Annotated in this window: 11 protein-coding genes and 1 pseudogene; 10 read left to right on the forward strand and 2 right to left on the reverse strand. The window is 70.3% G+C overall.

Annotated features, from left to right (window positions below):
* Window positions 1-307: 307 nt before the first annotated feature.
* The 8 genes from OG928_RS47050 to OG928_RS47085 all read left to right on the forward strand — a co-directional run bounded on the left by OG928_RS47050 (window position 308) and on the right by OG928_RS47085 (window position 16,569).
* Window positions 308-1,441 (forward strand): ComEC/Rec2 family competence protein, encoded by a 1,134-nt coding sequence (locus OG928_RS47050; RefSeq protein WP_406292055.1) that lies wholly within the window; start codon window positions 308-310, stop codon window positions 1,439-1,441.
* Window positions 1,442-1,463: 22 nt separating this feature from the next.
* Window positions 1,464-2,495 (forward strand): hypothetical protein, encoded by a 1,032-nt coding sequence (locus OG928_RS47055; protein WP_331768158.1) that lies wholly within the window; start codon window positions 1,464-1,466, stop codon window positions 2,493-2,495.
* Between the two features lie 90 nt (window positions 2,496-2,585).
* Window positions 2,586-5,828, forward strand: coding sequence for a DUF6603 domain-containing protein (locus OG928_RS47060; protein WP_331768159.1), 3,243 nt, complete (start codon window positions 2,586-2,588; stop codon window positions 5,826-5,828).
* Between the two features lie 15 nt (window positions 5,829-5,843).
* Window positions 5,844-8,102, forward strand: coding sequence for a hypothetical protein (locus OG928_RS47065; protein WP_331768160.1), 2,259 nt, complete (start codon window positions 5,844-5,846; stop codon window positions 8,100-8,102).
* Entirely contained in the window at window positions 8,095-12,096 is a 4,002-nt protein-coding gene (locus OG928_RS47070; RefSeq protein ID WP_331768161.1) for a discoidin domain-containing protein, read from the forward strand. The genes OG928_RS47065 and OG928_RS47070 overlap by 8 nt, the downstream gene beginning before the upstream one ends.
* An 84-nt stretch (window positions 12,097-12,180) precedes the next feature.
* On the forward strand, window positions 12,181-14,166 hold the full coding sequence (locus OG928_RS47075) for a discoidin domain-containing protein (protein ID WP_406292057.1): 1,986 nt from the start codon (window positions 12,181-12,183) through the stop codon (window positions 14,164-14,166).
* 315 nt (window positions 14,167-14,481) lie between these two features.
* On the forward strand, window positions 14,482-15,813 hold the full coding sequence (locus OG928_RS47080) for a hypothetical protein (protein WP_331768163.1): 1,332 nt from the start codon (window positions 14,482-14,484) through the stop codon (window positions 15,811-15,813).
* Between the two features lie 432 nt (window positions 15,814-16,245).
* A complete protein-coding gene (locus OG928_RS47085) occupies window positions 16,246-16,569 on the forward strand; it encodes a hypothetical protein (RefSeq protein ID WP_331768165.1) in 324 nt (107 codons plus the stop codon).
* Between the two features lie 143 nt (window positions 16,570-16,712).
* On the opposite strand, the gene OG928_RS47090 is transcribed toward OG928_RS47085, so the two are convergent.
* Together OG928_RS47090 and OG928_RS47095 are read right to left on the reverse strand one after the other, a co-directional pair.
* Window positions 16,713-17,519, reverse strand: coding sequence for a hypothetical protein (locus OG928_RS47090; RefSeq protein WP_331768166.1), 807 nt, complete (start codon window positions 17,517-17,519; stop codon window positions 16,713-16,715).
* Window positions 17,520-17,681: 162 nt separating this feature from the next.
* Window positions 17,682-18,773: a DUF4238 domain-containing protein gene (locus OG928_RS47095; RefSeq protein ID WP_331768167.1), complete on the reverse strand. Its 1,092-nt coding sequence runs from the start codon at window positions 18,771-18,773 to the stop codon at window positions 17,682-17,684.
* A gap of 191 nt (window positions 18,774-18,964) precedes the next feature.
* On the opposite strand from OG928_RS47095, the pseudogene OG928_RS47100 reads away from it, so the two are divergent.
* Both OG928_RS47100 and OG928_RS47105 read left to right on the forward strand, forming a co-directional pair.
* A pseudogene (locus OG928_RS47100) lies at window positions 18,965-19,330 on the forward strand (protein-L-isoaspartate O-methyltransferase); the annotation flags it as partial.
* Window positions 19,331-19,416: 86 nt separating this feature from the next.
* A complete protein-coding gene (locus OG928_RS47105) occupies window positions 19,417-19,812 on the forward strand; it encodes a hypothetical protein (RefSeq protein ID WP_331768168.1) in 396 nt (131 codons plus the stop codon).
* Window positions 19,813-20,438: the final 626 nt, after the last annotated feature.

Raw genomic sequence — 20,438 nt, forward strand, 5'->3', positions numbered from 1 at the left:
CGCTTCACGGCGCCGACCGAACCTGCCCGCAGGTGATGCGTCCCGGGCTCGGGCGTTGCCGTGGGCGACCGGGGCGTGTGGGAGATGGCCCTTCGGCGCAGCGGCGGCCGGACCGGCCCGGTCGTCACGAGTGAGCCCCCTTTGGGCGTCACGTGCTTGCCGTGCCGGGCCTCGGTCGCCCTGGTAAGCCCGGGGCGCCGGGTGAACGATCACCCGCCATCGAGCGGTATGCAGTTGCCTCGTCCTTCACACCGAGAGCTTGGAGTCTGCGATGGGCATTCCCGTTCCGCCCGGTCCCCACGCGAGGGTGATCTTCGTCGGCGTCGGCCAGGGGGACTGCACTCTGATCGTCTTTCCGGAGCCACCGCACGGGACCGGCGAGGTGGTGCTGATCGATTGTGGATCGACCAAGGGCGCGAAATGCCTCATTCCCGGCGAGCCGCAGAGAATTGTGGAAGCGCTGGAAAACGTCCGGCACAACCTGAACACTTTCGTGCCGCGCAAGGTGATCGACCACCTTTTTCTCACCCACGCCGACGAGGACCACTACAACCTCCTGATCCGGGCGCTGCAGGGGTTCACGGTCAAGGACAGCTACTACACCGGGGCTCTGGAGGACTACCGGAACGGCCGCGACAAATCAGGCGGCATCGAGAACGCCACATACGAGTGGCTCCGGAGCCACAACGCCGAGCCGCTCCCCGATTGCCTCGTGTACAGCGGGCCCCCGGCAGGTGCGGACCCCACCACGCCCTGGCAGTACGGCCGGCCGATCGTTCCCCTCGGCAGCGACGAGGGTCTGTATGCCCTGGCGGCCAATGCCACCGGCAAGTCCGCGAAACGCAGGGCCGATTGGCAGAAGTACCTGTCCTCCTTGGTCGATCCGCACGAGAAGACCCGCCTGTGGAAAGAACTCTCCCGTTACGACCCGAATCCGGACAGCCTGGTTCTGGCGCTGGTCTACAAGAAGAACGTGATGGTGTTCATGGGGGACGCGACGAGGGCGACCGAGGACTTCATCCTCGACGTCTGGGCGGTGTCCGCGCTTCCTCCGTTCGACGTGACCCTCAAGTTGGGGCACCACGGCAGCGACACGTCGTCCACCGAGAGGTGGATCAAGCTGCTCAAGCCGAAGCGCCTCACCGTCAGTTCGGGCACCAAGCGCTTCGGCGGCATTGTCGGCATCCCCAAGAGAAGCCATTTGGACCGGGTCGAGGGGTGGTCGGCCGCCATCGCCCCGGCCACCCCGCACGAGTACATCTTCTTCGACGACCGTGGCCTGGACGACTTCGACGCCGAACCCACGGACCGGTCGGTCTTCACCTCGCACGTAATGCGCAACCCGGAGTGGAAGCGCCCGATGCCGGAGGACGATCGCTTCTTCTGTGGTAACTGGCATCTGACGGTCGACGCCGCCGGCAACGTCATGACCGGCTTCTGACGGACCACGAGGGGGATGCATCATGGCGCTGACGACAGAGGAACTCCGGCGCAGATTCACGGCGGTCGAAGGTGAGTTCCGGCTGACGGCGGACGAACTGGCCATACCTGGGACGGAGGAACTGTTCGGCACGTACCTGGGCGGACCCCTGTCCGTGACCGGTGTGACCGCCACCGACCCGGAACGCCTCACGCTCTGCGGAGTGGTCACGGTTCCCGGTGTCCCCGCGGAGGCCGAGGCGACGGTCACGTTCTCCGCGAACACCACGGCCTCGCCCCAGGTCGTGACCGGCCTGACCGTCGACGTCACATTGACCACTTCCCCGGACCCGGGCGAGTGGAGAATCGACCTGCCGTACCTACGGCTCGAAGCCGACTTCCTCCGCGAATACGGCTTCGAACGGTTGCTGTTGGTGCTGAGCGCCGAACCCGGCGCCGACGATGTGGTGAGCACAACCGCGACCGTGGGCGGCGACCTGCCGTTCGCCGCCGCCGGCACAGCGGCACTGAGGCTGCGGACACTGCCCCAGCAGGGCCCGGCCGCGACCACGTACACCCTGAACGGCGCATTTTCCGAAGTGGCCTTCTCTTCCCTCGACGATCTCGGCCAACTCGTGCCGGGAGCCTCCTCCGGAGGCTTCGCGCTGCCCGATCTTCCCGGCCTTCCGCTCCCGGCAACCGTCGAACTCGCCGGTCTGAGTATCGTCTTCACCCCCGACGTCCATCGCGCGGCCGCCGGGCTGGACCCGGTGCTCGCCGCGTCGGTACGGGTGGACATCCCCGCCCGCTGGTCCCTGATCCCCGGCGTGTTCGAGATCGAGGACATCGATGTCGAGTTCGGCGTGGCGTCCCCGCGCACCCCCGGGGCGAGCGTGCACGCCCGGATCGGCGGCGTCCTGCGTATTGGTGAAGCCTTCGTCGGGGTGTCGGTCTCCGTGCCGGAACTCGACCTGAACGCCGAACTGCTCCAGCCGCTCCCGCTCGCCGACGTCGTCGCCCTCTTCCTGCCCGATGTCGAGATCTCCGCCGGGGACGTCGAGGCGTTCGGCGCGTGAGTCAACGCGCGGTCGAAGGACTACGGTGTCGAGCTGAGCCTGGCCGGCCCCTGGGACATCGGGGACGTCTTCGCGCTGACCGGCATCGAGTTGTCCGTCCAGGGCACCGGAACGGGACGGCCCACCGCGGGGCTGGCCGCCGAGGTGGCCGTGGGCCGGGCCACGCTTCGTGTCCAGGCCCGATACGACGACGGCCTGTGGCGCTTCTCCGGCACCGCCGCGGATGTGGTCCCCGCCGACCTGTTCGCGCTGTTCGGCGTCTCGCCGCCCGCGCTGCTCGCGGATCTGGTCGTTCGCGAGACCTCGATGTCCTTCGACGGCACCGGCCGCGAATTCGACGTGGTGTGCATGTGCGAGTTCCCGTTGGGCGATGCCGACGCGGTGCTGACCCTGCGGGCGGCCGTGGGACCCAAGCCCCCCGCGGGGGCCCGGCCGGTGACCTTCGACGGCGACCTGACGGTATGGGCGGACGTCGATGGGCAGGACCCGATCCCGCTGGAATTCGCGGTGTCGTTCCGATCGTCGGACCCCGGGACGACGCTGACCGCGACCTGGCAGGCGGGCACCGGGCAGGACCCGGTGGCTCTTCCGGTGTTGCTGGACGCTCTGGGCATGGACGGCGTCGAGGAACTGGTCGACAACCTGCCGCACGGCATGCTGCCGGTGGTTGTGGGGGCGTCCTTGGTTTGGGAGCGGGGAGCGAGCCCGGGGCCGGGTTCGCTGGTGGTGTCGGTGGCGGTCGGACGGGTGGGGGTGGTGGCGGCGTCGATGCCCACCGGCGGCGCGGGGAGCCCCGTGGCCCGCCTGGTGGCGGTGCGTGGGGCGGTGGGGGCCCGGGCGTCGGATCTGCCGCTGGTGGGGGAGAGCATCCCCGCGGATCGTGACGTCGTCGTCACGGGGGCTCATTTCCTGTACGCGGACCGCGTGTTGCCGCTGGACCGGGTCCGGGAGTTGAACGCGGTCGTCGCGGGCATGCCCGGCGCCGACGAGGGGCTGCTGCCCACGCTGCCGGAACAGGCGCTGCAACGCGGCCTGGTGATCTGGGTGACGGTGACGGTCGGCGAGGAGGTGCTGTCGCCGCTGGTCCTGCGGCCGAACCCCGGCGGGTCGCCCGCGCTTTCGCCCGGGGCGCCCCCGAACCCGACACCCGCGCCCGCGCCTGCGGACGCGGTCGAGGGCGCGGTCGTGCTCGGGCGTGAACGCGGCGACGCCGCCCGCCAGGTGGACCTGGTCTTCGGCCCGGTACGGATCCGCCGGATCAGCCTGGGCTACGCGCGCGGCCGGCTGTTCGTCGCCGTCGACGCGACGTTCTCCCTGGGCCCCGTCCAACTGGACACGATCGGCCTGGGCCTGGGCCTGGACGAGGACTTCACGCCCACGCCCGTGCTGCAGGGCGCGGGCCTGCGCGTCGACGCGGCCCCGCTGAAGATCACCGGCGCTCTGGAGGTCCGCGACGACGACCGATTCGCCATCTACATCGCGGGCCTGATCACGGTCGAGGCCGGGTTCTTCGCCATGCAGGCGGCCGGCAGCTACGCCCGCAGTGTGGACGGCTGGTCGTCGGTGTTCCTGTTCGGCGAGATCGCCGCCACTGGTGGGGCCGCGTTGTTCGTCGCCCCACCGTTCACGGTGACCGCGGTCTCGGCCGGGTTCGGCGTCAACAGCACGCTGCGTATCCCGGCCGTCGACGAACTGGAAGCCTTCCCGCTGGTGTCCAACCTGGCCGGCGGGGGCTCCGGGAGCACCCCGCAGGAGGCCCTGGAGGCGCTGGCGGACTGGGTGACTCCCGCCCAGGGACGCTACTGGGCCGCGGCCGGGGTGGAATTCACCCTGTTCAAGTTCATCGCCACCCGCGCGCTCGCGGTCGCGGAGTTCGGCGACGACCTGAAACTGGCGCTGCTCGGCCGCACCTCGGTGACCTTCCCGCGCAACGCGGACCGCGCAAAGAAGGTCCACGCCCGCATCGACATCGACCTCAAACTCGCCTACCAGCAATCCCAGGGCCTGCTCTCCCTCGATGTGGCGGTCGGCGCCGGCTCGTTCGTCTTCGACCCCGCGTGCCGGCTCACCGGCGGCATCGCCGTCTACATCTGGACCGCCGGCCGACACGCGGGCGACTTCGTCGTCACCGCCGGCGGCTACCACCCGCGGTTCGAGAAGAACCTGCCCGCGCACTACCCCCGCCCGGCCCGCCTCGGCTTCGTCTGGTCCCCGGACGACAAGATCATGGTGAAGGCGCAGGGCTACACCGCGCTCACGCCCGGCGCGTTCATGGTCGGCGGGCGGCTGGCCGCCACCTACGACGCGGGCCTGCTGTCCGCCTGGTTCACCGCCTACCTGGACGTGTTGATCCAGTGGCGCCCGTTCCTGCTGGACGCCGAACTCGGCATCAGCATCGGCGTCGCGTTCACCATCAAGATCTTGTTCGTCAAGGTCCGGGTCTCCATCGAGGTCGGCATCAAACTCGCCCTGTGGACCCCGCCGTTCGGCGGCCGTGTCACCGTCAAGGTCTGGTTCATCTCGTTCAGCTTCGACATCGGCTCCAAGCGCCCCGAGCTGGACGCGGCGAACTGGCCGGAGGTACGCGACCAACTCCCGGATCCGCTGAGCATCACCCCACTTCAGGGGCTGCTCGCCGACGTCGACGCCGGCGAGCTCGCCGCCCGCCGCGCCGACCGGGAACCGATGCTGGTCGCCTCCGCCGGGTTCGCCTTCACCGTCGACACGGTCGTCCCGGCCACCCGCATCCACCTCAACGACGATCCGTTCGCGCCAAACGACGAAGACGGCGACCTGATCAGCATCCGGCCGATGCGCAAGAACGCCTCCGTCACCTCCGAGTTCCGGGTCACCGTCACGGGCACCCAGGCATTCGACGATCAGGACTGGACCATCGAGGTCCTCAAGCGCGACGCCCCCGCGGCCCTGTGGGGACGCCCGCTCGACAAGCCCGCCCAGGCACTCGACCAGCCCGCCCTGCTGCCCGACCGGCTCACCGGCCTGCGGTTCAAGGTCCTCGAACCCTTCACCGACGGCGAAATCGGCCCGGTCCCCACCCAGGCCCTGAAAGTCACCCCCCTGGACAGCGGGCGCACACCGCTGCGCGAGGACCAGCCGCAGGGCTCCCTCCCCGCGGTCGATGCCCGCGACAGCGTCGAGGTCATCACCGAGGGCATCGATTCCGATGCCATCAAAACCCGGCGCGCCGCCGCCTACGGCGCACTGCACCGGCTGGGCCTGGCCCCCGGAGCCGACGGCGCGTCCCTGGACATCTACGCCGCCAACGCCCGCAGCTACCTCGTCTCCAGGCCCCTGACCACCACAGCGCAGTAGAGAGGGAGCCCTCCGTTGGCCACCGGACCCAACCTGCACATCACCTTCTACGACTACCTGGCTCCCCGCCTCACCGCCGGCACCTACCGGATCCACGCCGAGCACACGCTCCTGGAAGGCACCACCGACATCACCGGCGGTGACGGGCTGCCCGATGCCGACGCCGAATTCGAGGTGCGGGCCGCCCAGTTCATGCTCGACGAGAGCGCCGTGCACACGGTGTACCCGCCACGCGGATCCTCCGGGCGCTACGACACCGTCCTGCCGCACATCACCTTGACCCGGTCCGTCCTGCCGTGGGAACGCAAGATCCCCTGGTCCAAGGCCACCGCCCGCGCGCCGTGGATGGCCCTGCTGGTCTTCGCGGAAGGCGAACTCCCCGACGACCCCGAAGCCCTGGGGATCGCCACCTCGCGCACCGTCGCCCAGCTGTGCACCACCGGCGAACCGGCCGTCCGGCCCCCGGCGATCGACCCGAACGACCTCGACCCCAAGACCCTGACGTCCGGCTGCCGCACCATCGACGTCCCCACGGAACTGTTCACCGCCCTGATCCCGACCGAGGACGAGCTCTACTACCTCGCCCACGTCCGCGACGTGTACCAGCCCCGCCCACGGGCGGACGGCGAGGTCCTCACCGAAGGCTCGTTCGCCGTCGTCACCGGCAACCGCTTCCTGCGCGAGCCGGGCCCGCGCACCGCGCACCTGGTCTCCCTCGAAGGCCACGACGAGCCCCTCAAAGGCGAGTACGGGTCAACGACCACGCACATACGCCTGGCATCCCTGTGGTCCTGGAACTTCACCCACGACCCCGCCGGCCTGGACCCGGCCCGCCTGCTGCAGCAACTGGTCGCCCCCGGTCTGGAGGATCCGACCGACCCGGCCAACGCCGAGCGCCTCGCCCTGCGCCTGGAGCCCGCCATCGCACCCGATCACGACCCCGACGCGGACGAGCAATACGCCCTCGACCGGCTCGCCGCCGGCTACGTCCCCCTCCCACAACGCCTGCTGTCGGGCGAACTCGGCTACGCCTGGTACCGCGGCCCCTGCACCCCCGTCACCACCCAGCCGCTGCCCGACGGGTACGACGCGGACCCCAAGACGCAGACCACCGCCGACCACGCCCTCGTCTACGACAAGGACTACGGCGTCTACGACGTCGGCTACGCCTGCGCCTGGACGCTCGGGCGCACCCTGGCGCTGGCCGACCCCGACTACAGCGCCGACCTGACCCGCGCCCGCCGCGAACTGTCCAACCACGCCGTCGCCCTGATGGCCCTGGCCGCCGACCCCGCCCGCGCCCGCACCAACACACCACGCACCGGCGACACCGCGGCCGACCCCGACACCGACCTACGCCCCAACCTCGGCTGGCTGCGCACCCTCGCCACCGCCAGCCGCGACCTCCCCAGGGCCATGGCCGCACCCCAGCCCCACGCCGACCTGCCCGAGGAACCGGCTCCCGCCCCGCTCGGCCGCGCCGACCGGCGCCTCCTCCTCGGCACCCGGTCCCGCCAAGCCGCCCTGCGCAGCACCGCCGAGGATCGCACCGCCGGCATGCCCGCATGGCTGGACCGCCTCGACCACCTGTACGGCATCCCGTTCAACCACCTCGTCCCCGACCCGCGCATGCTGCCGCCCGAATCGCTGCGCCTGTTCCGCGTCGACCCGCAGTGGCTCGACGCGCTGCGCAACGGGGCCCGCAGCGTCGGCCTGCACACCAGCCTGGACCAGCAGCTCGACTCCACCCTGCATGCCGCCCTCGCGGCCCGCAGCACGGCGGCGGCCCCCACCGCCGGGCTGCTGCTGCGCTCGGCTCTGGTCCCGGCCTGGCCCGAGTTCGACCTCGTCGCCCGCCGGGGCGAGCGGGTGTTGACCGAGCTGCGGCGCGCCCACCCCGCGCCCGACGTCCTGCTGCTGCTGTTCGACGACGTCCCCGAGACCGTCGTGATCCGCGAACCCGGCGAGGGCATCCACTTCGGCACCGACCCGAACGGCAGGATCGCGCTGCGGCGCCTGGACCCCGACGACGGCGACCTCGGCGCGCCGTTGGAGCGCGCCTGGCCCGACGCGGGTTCGATCCACGACAGCTTCCTGCGGGAAGGGCCGCACGGTGTCCTGAACCTGCTCGGCCCAGGCGGTCTCGTTCCCGCCCTGTCCGGCGAGTTCGAGCACACCGAGCGGCTGAGTCCCAGCGAGTTCGCCATCGAGATGATCAACGCGCCACTCGAGCAGAAGCTGGTGCCCGCCCCCGGAGGTTCCCGCGTTGAGTGACACCGACCTGATCGTCCCGATCCGCCTGCACACCCTCGTCGCCAACAAGCGTGTCCCGGACGAGTCGTTCGACCGCTGGTACCCGGATCTGGGGGCCATGCTGAACGACGCCGGCAACCCCGAACCGCCGAACCCCACCCAGCAGCGGGAGAAGATGTTCGGCGTCCACGTCCAGTGGGAGCTGCCCGAGGTCCTCACCCGCGGCCACTACGATGCCGCCGGCGGCGAGACGACCTTCCCCCTGGTACCCAACCGCTGGCTGGTCGTGCGCTACTCCGACACCCGCCAGGGCACGCGGCAGGCGGCGGGCTGGGTCGTGCACAGCGACTACCTCCAGCTCAGCGACTACGACCCGTCACTCGGCCCCGGAACCAGCAGGTACCTCACCGACCGCAGCCCGGGCGGTTCGAGCGTGGACCTGCACCTGGACCTGATCGGGCGCCACCACACCCTGAGCTCCACCGCGCCGTGGATCGAACCCGAGCGCCGCGAACCGTTCCTCACCGCGATCGGCCCCGGTCTGCCCGCCTTCGCCGCGTTCGCCTCCTACCACAAGAACGTGTTCTGCTTCCACGACACGTTGCAGGACCTCGTCGAGCCCGGCTTCAACCACCCCGCCGATAACGAGCTGAGCTACCTGGTCGTCGGCTGGTACTCCGAGGTGGGCGCGGACTTCCTGACCCGCGCCCGCGACATCCCCGGCCTGCTGCCGCCGGGCTCCGACACGATGGACGACCTGCTGCACGCGCTGGAGTGGAAGACACCCGGCGACACCTCCGCGTTGCGCCACTCGCGGTACCTCGGCAGCTCCCTGGGCATCGCATGGCGCTCCGACGGCAACCCCCCCGAGTCCACCCAGCCCGTCGGCCCCGCCGCCCTCAAGCTCGCCGTCGGCCACAGCACCGCCGACGCCGCGTCCGAGCTGATCCGCCGCCAGACCCGCTCCAACCTCACCGGCGACCTGGTCAAAGCCCTGTTCAACGGCACGATCGAAACGTACGGCCTCCCCGACGGCGCCGTCGAACTCGACGAGGCCACCCGCCGCGCCTGGTACGCCGGCAGCGACGGCGGCCACCTGTGGGAGATCGTCGCCGGCCCCTCCCAGGACCCGGAACCGGTGCCGCCCACCCCGGCCTGGTTGGACGCCCTCAACCGCGCCCAAGCCGAGTACGACGACCTCACCGAGCGCCTCGCCCGCACCCGGCCCCGGCTGTGGGACCTGTGGTGGATGCGCAACCTGCCCGAGGACGCCCACGGCAAACGCCCGGAGGGATTCGACGCCGAAGCCGACCGGCAGCTCGACCCCGCGAACGAGGGCACCCCGGCCGCCGAGGTCAAGGGCTGCCTCGACCGCCTCGCCGAACTGACGCGAGGCGAAGACGGCCTGCCCCACGGCGACGACCCCGAAGACCTGCAGGCCGCCATCCACCGGTACGCGGACGACCACGACCTCCCCGCCGGGCTCGAACTCAAACGCACCGCCCGCGACCCCTACTACAGCCCCGCCGACCCGGTCGTGGTCATCACAGGCGCCGGCGGCGATCAGGCACTCGGGCGCGACCTCGACGACCCGCTGCCCTGCCGCCTCCCCTCCGCACTGCTCACCTCCATCCTGATCGACGACACCCCCACCACCCCCGACCCCGGCACGGCGCCCACACCCAACCTCACCGACCTGCCCGCGGTCTGCGCCACGCTCGTCGGCGAGTTCGCGCTGCTCGACACCGCGGCGAACACCCCCGCCGCCGGCGGCGCCAACGCCCTGGAAACCGCCCTCGCCAACCCGGACACCCACATCCGAGGCGCACTGCCCGAGTACACCGGGATGTGGCAGCAACCCTGGACCCCGATGTACCTGCAGTGGGAGATCCGCTACTGCCCCACCCCCTTCCGCAGCGACGACACCGACCACTGGACCTTCGACGGCACGACCAACACCTACCGGTGGAAGGGCACCGGAGCCCAGTCCCACGACGGCAACGAGCGCCGGTGGCCCGCCTTCCACGGCCGCTCCTACCTCACCCCCACCACCGCCTACGTGCTGCGCGAGCAGGTACGCCGCTACCTGGACACCTTCACCGGCCACCAGAGCGAGGGCCTGGCGCACCTGCTGGAGGACTACGCCGAGCTGGACGTGCTGTCGCAGACCCTCGACGGCTTCAACGACTGGCTCCTCGAACTGGACGGCTCCGCCCGGCTCATCCCCACAGGCGCCGACCCCGAACTGCTCGGCGACCCCCAGCGAGTGCCCGACCCGGGCCGCCCGGACGCCGCCCCCGGCCCCGGCCGCTTCCAGCCGGTACGCGCCGGCCAGTTCTTCTTCGACAAGCTGCGGATCACCGACCGCTTCGGCCGCACCAGCCAGTTCATGTCCAACCCCGACGAACCCGGCTCCCTGCGGCACTGGCCGGCCCCCAGCGTCCGCCCCGACCCGACCAAGCCCCTCTACCCCGACCCGCTCGACACCCACCGCTTCATCCAGCTCCCACCACGGCTCCTGCAACCCGCCAGAGTCCGCCTGGAGCCCGTCCGCGCCGCCGACAACACCCGCTACACCGGCGCGCCACCCGCCACCGATCCCGCGGCAACCCCGGTCGTCGGCTGGCTGATGCTCAACCACCTCGACCGGACCCTGCTGGTCTACGCCCCCGACGGCTCCCCGCTCGGCGAACTGCGCGTGGTCGCCGCCGACACGACCCTCGCCTGGAACGTACTGCCACACGCGCCCCACCCCGGGCCCGACGACCCGGGCTTCACCCGCGCCTATCCGCAGCTGTCCAAGATGCTCACCGCGCTCCTCCCACCCGACGGCCACGGGCCACGCGCGTTCGAAGCCCTCCTGACAGCCATCGACCAGAGCCTGCAGTCCGTCACCGACCCCGGCGCCGAAGCCGACCGCAGCCCCGCCCGCCTCATCGGCCGACCCCTCGCCCTGATCCGCGCCGAACTCGCCATCCAGCTCCAGGGCCCGCCACCGGCCAGCCCCGCCTGGGACCGGATCCTCAGCCCACCACCCGCGGACTACCCCGGCCATGAATGGCCGGTCAAACTCGGCGCCCCCGAACGACTCACCGACGGCCTGATCGGCTACTACGCCAGCGCCGACGGACCCGGCGGCGACACCGACTACGACACCCTCAACATCGTCGAGGCGGACCTCGCCACCGACCCCTACCTACGCCCCATCACCAACGGCGCGGACCTCGCCCTGCCCGCCAAACCCGGCGACCAGGCGGTCGTCCACCGCCTCACCCTGCTCGCCGACCCGCACACCGCCGTGCACGCCACCACCGACATCCTCCCCGTGACCGCACTCGCCCTGGACGCCGACCTCGTCCAGCAGGCACTGGACCGCATCGAAGTCTCCTTCCGGCTCGACCCCCTGCTCGCCCCCACCCGGGCCGGCGACCAGACCGCCACCGCCTCCCCCCTGCTCGGCGAAGCCCCCGGGCACCCACTCGCCCGCCTCCTCGACGGCAACCTGGGCACCCACTACCTCAGCCACGCCCCCGCCACGGCCGGCGACTGGATCGCCCTGGACCTCGGCGACGAACGCGCGATCAGCCGCGTGGACCTCTACCCCACGGACACCATCGGCGCGCATCGGCTGCCCGCCTGCGATCTGGAATCCTCCACCGACGGCGAACAGTGGACGCCGCTCGGCAGCCACCCGGCCGGCCAGGACATCCACGCCACCCCGGCAGAGCCGGTGACCGCCCGGCACATCAGGGTCCGCTTCACCGACAACTCCACGGCCCAGGTGGCGATCCGCTCCTTCACCGCGACCACCGACGCCGGCGACAACGGACTCGTCATGCCCCGCCCCGCCGCCTGGTTCGGCGACTGGACCTGGGCCGAACCCAACGACCACAGCGGCCCCGTCCCCAGCTGGGCGCGCCTGCCGATCCTGCCCGCCGACACCTCCGCCTCCTTCGACGACCCCACCCCCACCGCCCGAGCGGGCTACCTCCAACTGCGCCCCCGCCGACCCTGACCCGGAGGAGACCTCCCCATGGCCGTCCACGCCCAAAACGGTGACACACTGCTCTCCTACGCGCTGGAACCCGACTTCCTGACCGTGAGCACCCCCTCCAAGGACAGCCCCGGGGAACTGCACATCACCGTGGAAGTCAAGGACGCCTCGGTGTTCTGCCAGAGCATCACGATCCGCCTCCCCATCGGCGAGGAGACGGAAGATCTGACGGCGGACAAGGCGGTCACGTTCAGCAGTGAGGAGACCGGAGGCGGGCCCGGCGGCTGGGAGGGACGGCTCAGGTTGGAGGACGGCGACAGCGTCCTCGCGATCACCTTCACACCGTTCCTGGTCTCCCGGCTCGACAGCGGCTGGAAGCTCACCATGCGCATCGCCGGATTCAAGGTGAACCAACGGGAGGGCTCCGCGGTCATCGGAGCCACCGAGCGGACCTCACCGACGAACGGTCAATTCGAGGACCGAAGCCCCGTCCCCCCGCTCCGGATGGACAAGTTCCCCGACGGCTTCTTCATGCGGAACCTGATGCCCGACCGGATCATGGTCGAAAACGGCGAACGAGTCCAACTGGACTGGGACACATCACGAGGCCCGAACACGACCTACCGAATGTACTGGGACCGGGAATCCGAACCCGTCAGCAACACCATCAAGTGGCTCTCCCCGCCCCTCGAACGCTCCACCGGCTTCATGCTCCAAGCAACCGTCGCCATCGGCAACAACAGGACACTCACGCACACCCTCACCACCGCCGTCATGGTCGCCAACCAAGACCTCACCACACGCGACGTCACCGTCCACCGCACACTCGACATCGGAAACGGCCCCGGCACCGCAACCACCAACCTCGGATTCACCACCGTGCCGGCAGGAGCCCTGCCCCCCGTCCGCTACTTGCCCTCCAACATGACCGACGGCGACCGCAACACCTACTACTGGAGCAACCTCCACCCCAAGACCGGCGACTGGGTCCAGATCGACCTCGGCAGCCAACGCGACATCACCGACATCGACCTCTGCCTCGGCATCGACACGGGGCAATACACCCTGCCAACCTGCACTCTCGAATCATCGGCGGACAGCACAACCTGGACCCACTACGACACCATCCCGGCGGGGCGGCCGGAGTACTGCGGCACCACGGCCCGGACCGCCCGCTACCTGCGTCTGACGATGACGAACCCGCAGGCGTACCGCATCGCCATCCGCTCCTTCGACATCACCACCACCCCCCGCGGCGCCACCATCACCCCCGACAGCGCCACCTTCCACACGGGCACGGTAGAGATCGTCGGAGACCTCGTCGTCACCGGAAAGGTCACCTGCATGGACGGGGTCACCATTCCCTCCCAGAAGGAACTCGTGGTGGACACGATCCGGATCCCCGACCCCCAGGGTGCTCGCAAGCACGTGGTGTTCAACGCCCCCGTCTGGATTGAAGACGGGGCCCTCCCCGCCGGAACCCCCGCCCATCTCACCGTCAAGGGCTCGGCGGAAGTGGCCAATGCCCTCAAAGCCAATGACGGGATCACCATTCCCTCCCAGAAGCCGCTCGTGGTGGACACGATCCGGATCCCCGACCCCCAGGGTGCTCGCAAGCACGTGGTGTTCAACGCCCCCGTCTGGATTGAAGACGGGGCCCTCCCCGCCGGAACCCCCGCCCATCTCACCGTCAAGGGCTCGGCGGAAGTGAGCGGGCTCGCAGTCAAGGGGCCCCTGAGCGCGGAAGGGCCAACACGAATCCTTGGCACCCCGGTGCGAATCGCCTCCTGGGACCTCCGCGGCACGGCCAAGCAGGAAAGATTCCGGTACCAGACATCCGGATTCGTCATCGGTGCCGGCTATGCGAAAGGTGGTCGGGAACGCGTCCGCATCACCATTCTCATCGGAGGCCAACACTTCACGGATGATGTGCAGGGAAACGAACTCACCAGCAATAACACCGTGATGGTAGCGGTCGCCGCGGCGACAGAATTCACGATCAAGGCCGAATGGATGTACGGAAGTACCGGCGCCGGCTGGGCCACAGCCAACTTCTACTGGGTGCCCATCGGTTCCGGAGCCCGAATGTGATCATCCGACAGGGCTCATCGTTCCGCATCACCATTAGGAGCGGTAAGCACAGCGCAGCGACGCTGCCTTCAGCGGGAAAGAAGAACGGCACCACGACACAGTCGTCCCTCGCGGCCGAAGCGCCGTGAACCGCACGGAGGAGTCGCGCGCCCTCTTCTCACGGCCGGCCGTCGTCCCTCGTTGGGCGAATCCACTCCCGGTTCCACGTCGGGCGCGGCATGCTGTGCCGAGGTGCAGGCCGACGTCCTGCGCCCGGGGCGCGAGCGCCGGTCGGCCTCCGCGCTGTGGGGCTCATGCTGCGAGGGAGAGACGATCTTGGGTGAGTTCCGTCCGGTGGCCAACGGACTTCGTACCGATCATCCCGTTCCGGGCCTGCCGTTCATCAACGATGAACGGCTGCCGCTCGACAATCCGGATGCGATCGAACGCACCGGCCGGGGCCAGGGCGAGGGTCTGTGGGGCCGCACCGACCGGTTACGCGAGGGCGGCTGGGTGGCGTTCACCACCGAGCCGAAGAACCGCGCGTACGCGTGGGCCGTCCATTTTCACCCCGATCACGGCCGCACGGTCGTGCTGGTCACCGACGGCAGCTGGAGCGGGCTCCACCACGACTGGGTGTATGGGCGCATCGGCTTCCTCTACCGGCACGGCGGCTACTGGTGGGACGGCACCACGTGGCACCGGCCCGGCATGGTTCTCGACGGCGCCTACGAACGCTACGACGCCCGCCCCGTCCGGGACGCGCTCACCGTCACGGCCGCCGACCTCCTGTTCCACCGCGCCGACCCGGGCAACGCGACCGTGGCCACCATCGCCGGGTTCACCGCGCCCAAGACGACCCTGCCCGACTGGCGTGATCATCTGGCGCTGTGGGCGCAGCGCCGCCGGCGCGTGCCGGACGCACGGCCGTTGGACCGGTGCGTCGTCGACCTGAAAGCCCCCGAACTCGAGCCGGGCCTCCTGGTGGACCGCGCCGGGCTGGCGAAGATCGCGAACATCGCCGAGGACGATCTCCCGGACCCCGAGTACGAGCAACACAAGATGCCCGAACCACAGGCCCGCGGCGCCAACGGACCCCTGTGGTCGCAGCCCGTGGCCCGGGACTGGGCCGAGGAGCATCGCCGTACCCACGGGCCCGGCGTCCTCCTGTCCGCCACCACCTCTTTCGGCACCCCGCAACCCCGGGGGCTCGTCGCCGACCACAATCGCCTCACCAAGATCATCCACGCCGACGGGGAGCAGACCGAGGAGGCAGCCAAGACCCTCGCCTGGTGGCCCGCGGCCTCCCTCACCGTGGGAACCGAAAGCCTCGTCCCCATGGGGGCGCTGCGCACGACCCTGATCGAGGCCGTGCTCTCCCACCTGGCCGAAGACGTCGAGGAGGAGAGGAGCGGGATCGGGCTCGGCACCCTCCGCCACGACGTGGTCGAGGTCTTCGACTGGTACGTCCAGCGAAAGCCGGACCACACCGCAGGACTCTTGAGCGAGATCTGCCTGGACGCCCGCATGCGCCTGGACCTGGACCCAAAGATCGTGGGTCGATTCATCCGCCGATCCCTCCACCTCGACAGCGCGCTCGGTAAGGAAACCATCGACGCGCTCCTCGAAATGGCCCTCCCGCCGTCCGCGAAATCCTCCGCGAGCTAGCCAGGAGATCCCAGCCGGCTACGCCTGCCAGGCCCCGGCCCGGCGAGTGGTCCGATGCGGAACCGGCGGCCTCCAGGCATGTTGTCCGCGCGCGGGGCACAGCAACACGACACCCCGCTACGCCCACCGCATCCCGAGCCCGGTCTAAGCCTCCAGCCGCTCCACTGACCATGTCGCCCGCCGCTGCCGCGCGTTCGCCAACGCCACACCCAACTTCACCGCGTGACCCTCGCCGCCCACCACGACCGTCTCGAGTCCTTGCGCGGCACGGTCAGATGCCCCCTCCAGCTCCCGGAACGCCTCCGCAGCGGTCAAGGCGAGCGCCCACCGATCCACCGGCGCCACGCGCTGCGCCGGCACCTCCGCCACCTCGACGCCCACCCTCGCCAGCGCCTCTCGCTACGCCGGCGTCAGGCTCGCCCCGCTGCGCCGTTGCCCTTCCATACCGCCCCGGAGATCGCCCGCCGACTCATCGATACCCCGCCCGACGCGAACGTCGATCTGGACGACGCGGCTGCGATCTACAGCCTGGGCCGCCGCGTTCCGCTGGGCCTGGACCGGCCGCAACCCGGCGACCACCCGAGGAATGGAAGCGGCCGTCGACGCCCCGACATCATGGAGGACATCGCCTCCGGCCGACACCGCGTCCCCCTGGCCCGGGCACGCCCATGGCCGGCCCCGGAACTCGAAGACCTCGTCGAGAACGCGACGACGCACCTCGCCACGCGACGTCGTCGACCCGTACCCGCGCGGTAGGCGTGTCGGGGTGCTTTCGCGAGTGCACGGTGTCCGGGGGCCGGGACTGACGACCATGGGTGAGAACTCGACCGCGTCGTCGACCTCGCGACACGCCCGAAGCGGCCCCACGGCCGGGCAACGGTGACATCGAGGGCCGCTTTCTACGTCACCCGGAGCGGGTGCGGCCGGTGATCGATCTCGAAGTTCTCGAGGACCTGCACATGGACGTCCACCAGTTTCCCGATCCGGTGGCACAGGTGCGCCGCGAACTCCTCCCGCCACATCGAGTCGAACGTCTCGTCGGTCTCGCAATCCAGGACCCAACAGGTGTCCTGGTCGTCCGCGGTCACGAACACCTCCACCGCGTTCCCTCGCACGCTGGTGCACGTGAACGTGGCCTTGCTCATCGCGGCCGTGACCTCGTGGGATACCCGGGGCCAGGGCCCCTGGCCGCCGGCGAACGACTCCCACGTCGTCCGCGCGGCCAGTTCGACACTGTCGGGCTCCGGCGGTCGGGCCTCGCGGTCCGCCCGGTCCCACAGGTCGGCGACCCGCCGGTCGATCTCGTCGAGTTCCGCATCGGCCTCGGACCCGCGCACGCCCTGCTCGGCGAGCGCGAGGGCGAGCCTCACCACGGTGTTCTTGGTGACCGGTTTCGCCTTGTTGGTCATGGCGTCGCTCAAGGTGGTGTGTCCCAGCCCGGTCGCGTTCTCGAGAGAGCGCATGGAGGGGTGGTTCGCCCGGCTGTGCAGCCGGTGCAGCAGCTCGTTGAGTTCGCGGGGGGCGCCCGGAGGCAGATCCCGTTTGTGCAGGGGCTTGCTCATCGACGGCTCCAACAACGGACACGGAGGGGGGGACGGTGGTACCGGGAGGCGCCATCGGGCGCGCACCAGGCGGGCGAGCCGGAGCAGCCCGGCGAGCACGAGGCCCGCGACGACTTTCTCGACGATGTTCTCGGTGATGTCCACGCGGCCAGGGTTTCAGTGGCCGCTTCCGGCCTGGACGGTTTCGGACACCGGGATCGTGGGCGCGTGCGCCGGACGCCGTCACCGGTCCTCGCCTGGTTCCCAGCCGGCGGCCCGATGGACCTCGCCCGCCGTCGCTGGGCACCCGGAGAGCCCCAGGGCCGTTCACGGCTTTCGATGGCGATGGAGCATCGGCTTGAGGTAAGGGGTTGCGGATGCGGCGACCCGGGCCTGGTCCGGGGTCACGCCACCGATCCTCAGTAGCGGCCCGATGGCGGGGAGTTCGTCATCGAGGAGGTCGCGGTCGTCGGGTCGGCACAGCGCGAAGAAGTGGGCCTGTCCACGCAGTAGGGCGTTGAGTTCGGCGGCGGCATGGAGGGACTCCTGCTCGTCGAGCCGTTCGTGAGTGGGCTCTGTCCCGTTGATCGCCCCGAAGACCAACGCGGTTCGGGGACCGATGGGCATCACGATCTCGGCAGCTTCTTCCAGCCCGCCCTGGGTGTTCTGCACATGGATGATCTCGGACCTGGTCCGAGGTACGCGGACACCGTCTCTTCGACGGCTACGAACTCGCTGCCGGGGCGGCAGCATCGGGGTCGGTCGCCAGTCGTCCGGGAAGAGCAGCGTCACCGGTTCGTCGCACGTCAGAAAGGCGCCGGCGGTCAGCTCGACCACCGTCAGCGGGCGCAGCGCCAAGTGTTTGGCGGTCGCCTTGGTCAGTGGCAGCAGTTGACCCAGATGTGCTTCGGGCGTCGGGATGATCACGAGGTCGCGCAACTCGTTGCGGGTGGCCCGCTGGGCCGGCGTCAGTTTGCGTCCGGGGGCGGGCTGCGGTACGGCCATGATGCGAGTCGTTGCGTCGGTCAGCAACTCGATCTTGCGACGTTCGCGCATCCCGCGTACGCGCTGACAAGCCACCAGCATGACGATGTCGCCGTACTCCAAGTATGTGAACGGCCGACCCCACTCGCTCGGGTCGGTGATCCGCTTCAAGGAGGCCGCGGCGCGAGACTCGATCTGGGAGAGTTGTTGCTCCAAGCGACCATCGGCGTGTCCGTTCACGTGTACGAACGTGTAGAAGTCTTTAACCGCGAGGTCCTTGGGCGTCCGCAGGCCGGGGGCGACGGAAGCGGATCGCTGCCGAACCCACACCCGGCCCCGATCGGCGAAGTTCTCGATGAGGAACTTCGGGAGAATATGGTGTCGGGCACCGACGCCTTGGTTGGGATCGGCGTTCTCGGGGTTCCACGGAGTCACCGAACCAGGTTCGCAGTTCGAGGCCGGACGGGCCATCGCTTTGCCATGCATACAAGCGGTCGCCAGTGCCGCGGCCCGCCGTGCTGTCGAGCGACGGCCCCGACGACATGGCCGAGCACCGCCGCCGCTCCGCCGCGGTGATGGACGCGAGCGGCGCCTGGCCCAAGGATTCTCCGTGGGTGCGTGCCGCGATGGACGCCTTGCCGCGTGACGTGTTCGCGCCGGACCGGCTGTGGGACTGGGACGGCCACGCCTGGACGCCCGTGGACCGGGCCGTCGACCCCGACCGGTGGGCCTGCCTGGTCCACGCGGGCCCGTACGACGCGGCGATCACCAAGATCACCGACGACCGGCCCTCCTCAAGCCTGCCGTGCACGTCGATCCTGGCGGACATGCTCGACTCCCTCGACGTCGAACCCGGCCATCGGATCCCCGAGTTGGGCACCGGTACGGGATGGAACGCCGCCCTTCTCGCCCACCGGACTGGACCCCTTGGGAAGGTCACCAGCGTCGAAGCCGACCCCGCCCTCGCCACCACCGCGGCCGCGACCGTGACCCGTGCCGGAGCCCGCGTGGACGGGTCGGCGACGGCGCCCTCGGCTGGGCCCCGGTCGCCGCCTTCGACCGGTTCATCGCCACCTACGTGGTCGACCGCGTTCCTCGGGCCTGGATCGCCCGCGCAGTCGAGGCCGACACGGCCTTCCGCCTCGTCGCGGATGCGTACGAGAGGGTTGTTGCCGCCGCGGGGACCGTCGAGCCGCTCGCCTCTGGCGCACCCGGGCCGAACTCGCCCGCCGCGTGGGGCTGTCCGCCGAGACGAAGAAGGCCTCGCCGAACGCGGTGGTGGCCGGACGGCTCGATCACCGTCCACGACACCGACGCGGAACTGCTCGCGATCCTCACCGACACCACCGCCGACAGGGTGCGGGCCGCGCACAAGGCCGACCTCGAGGACTGGGCGCGCGAGCAGGAACTGCGGGACCACCCGGACCTCGCCGTCCTCGACGCCGACCTGGACCGCATCCGAGACCACTCGTGAACCGGTCCCCGTCCCGCTGTGCCGGCCCCGCCGCGAGCGGGTCCGACAGCCGGCACACCGAACGCGGGGCCGACCGCCGTTTCCTTCTTTCGCCGCAGCGCCACCCATCGCGGGGAAGAATCGCCAGGGTGACCACCACCGATGCCGGTCGGGGACGGCCTGGTTCTGCGGTCCTGAGAGGCGGGCTCGGCTGCATCTTCGGTACCGTCGGTCCGGGTCGCGGTTGAGCCGGGCCATGAGCTCCCGGCGTTGTGTTGGCAAATCCCGTGGTTCGGCGGGCCGATTCTCGCCGTGGCCTGGACGGCGGCGATCCTCACCAGGGTGCGGGCACTGCGCTACGGCGCGGTGCTCGGGTGGGCGGTCGGCCTGGTTGTGATGGTGGTCGCGGTGGGGATCGCGAACTCCCCGACGTCCGTAGAACGCGCCGCTCCGTTCCGGGGTCGGACACCGCCCGCGCATGCCGGGTTCGGCGGTGTTTTGCGGCCAATGTGTCGGGGATTCGGGCCAGTTCACCTGTTCGGACACAGAGGGTGTGCCAGCCGTGTCAGCCTGGCCGCGCAGGTTGCCCCGTAGGGGTGGTCCCGTCGAAGTGCCCGGTCCGGACGGGGTGTTCCGGCTCGAGCACG

It is taken from the genome of Embleya sp. NBC_00896 (assembly GCF_045207785.1).
Lineage (GTDB): Bacteria > Actinomycetota > Actinomycetes > Streptomycetales > Streptomycetaceae > Embleya.

Bases quoted from the DNA above. Each gene is read 5' to 3' on its own strand.
- OG928_RS47055 (WP_331768158.1), top strand. From the start codon at position 1,464: ATGGCGCTGACGACAGAGGAACTCCGGCGCAGATTCACGGCGGTCGAA.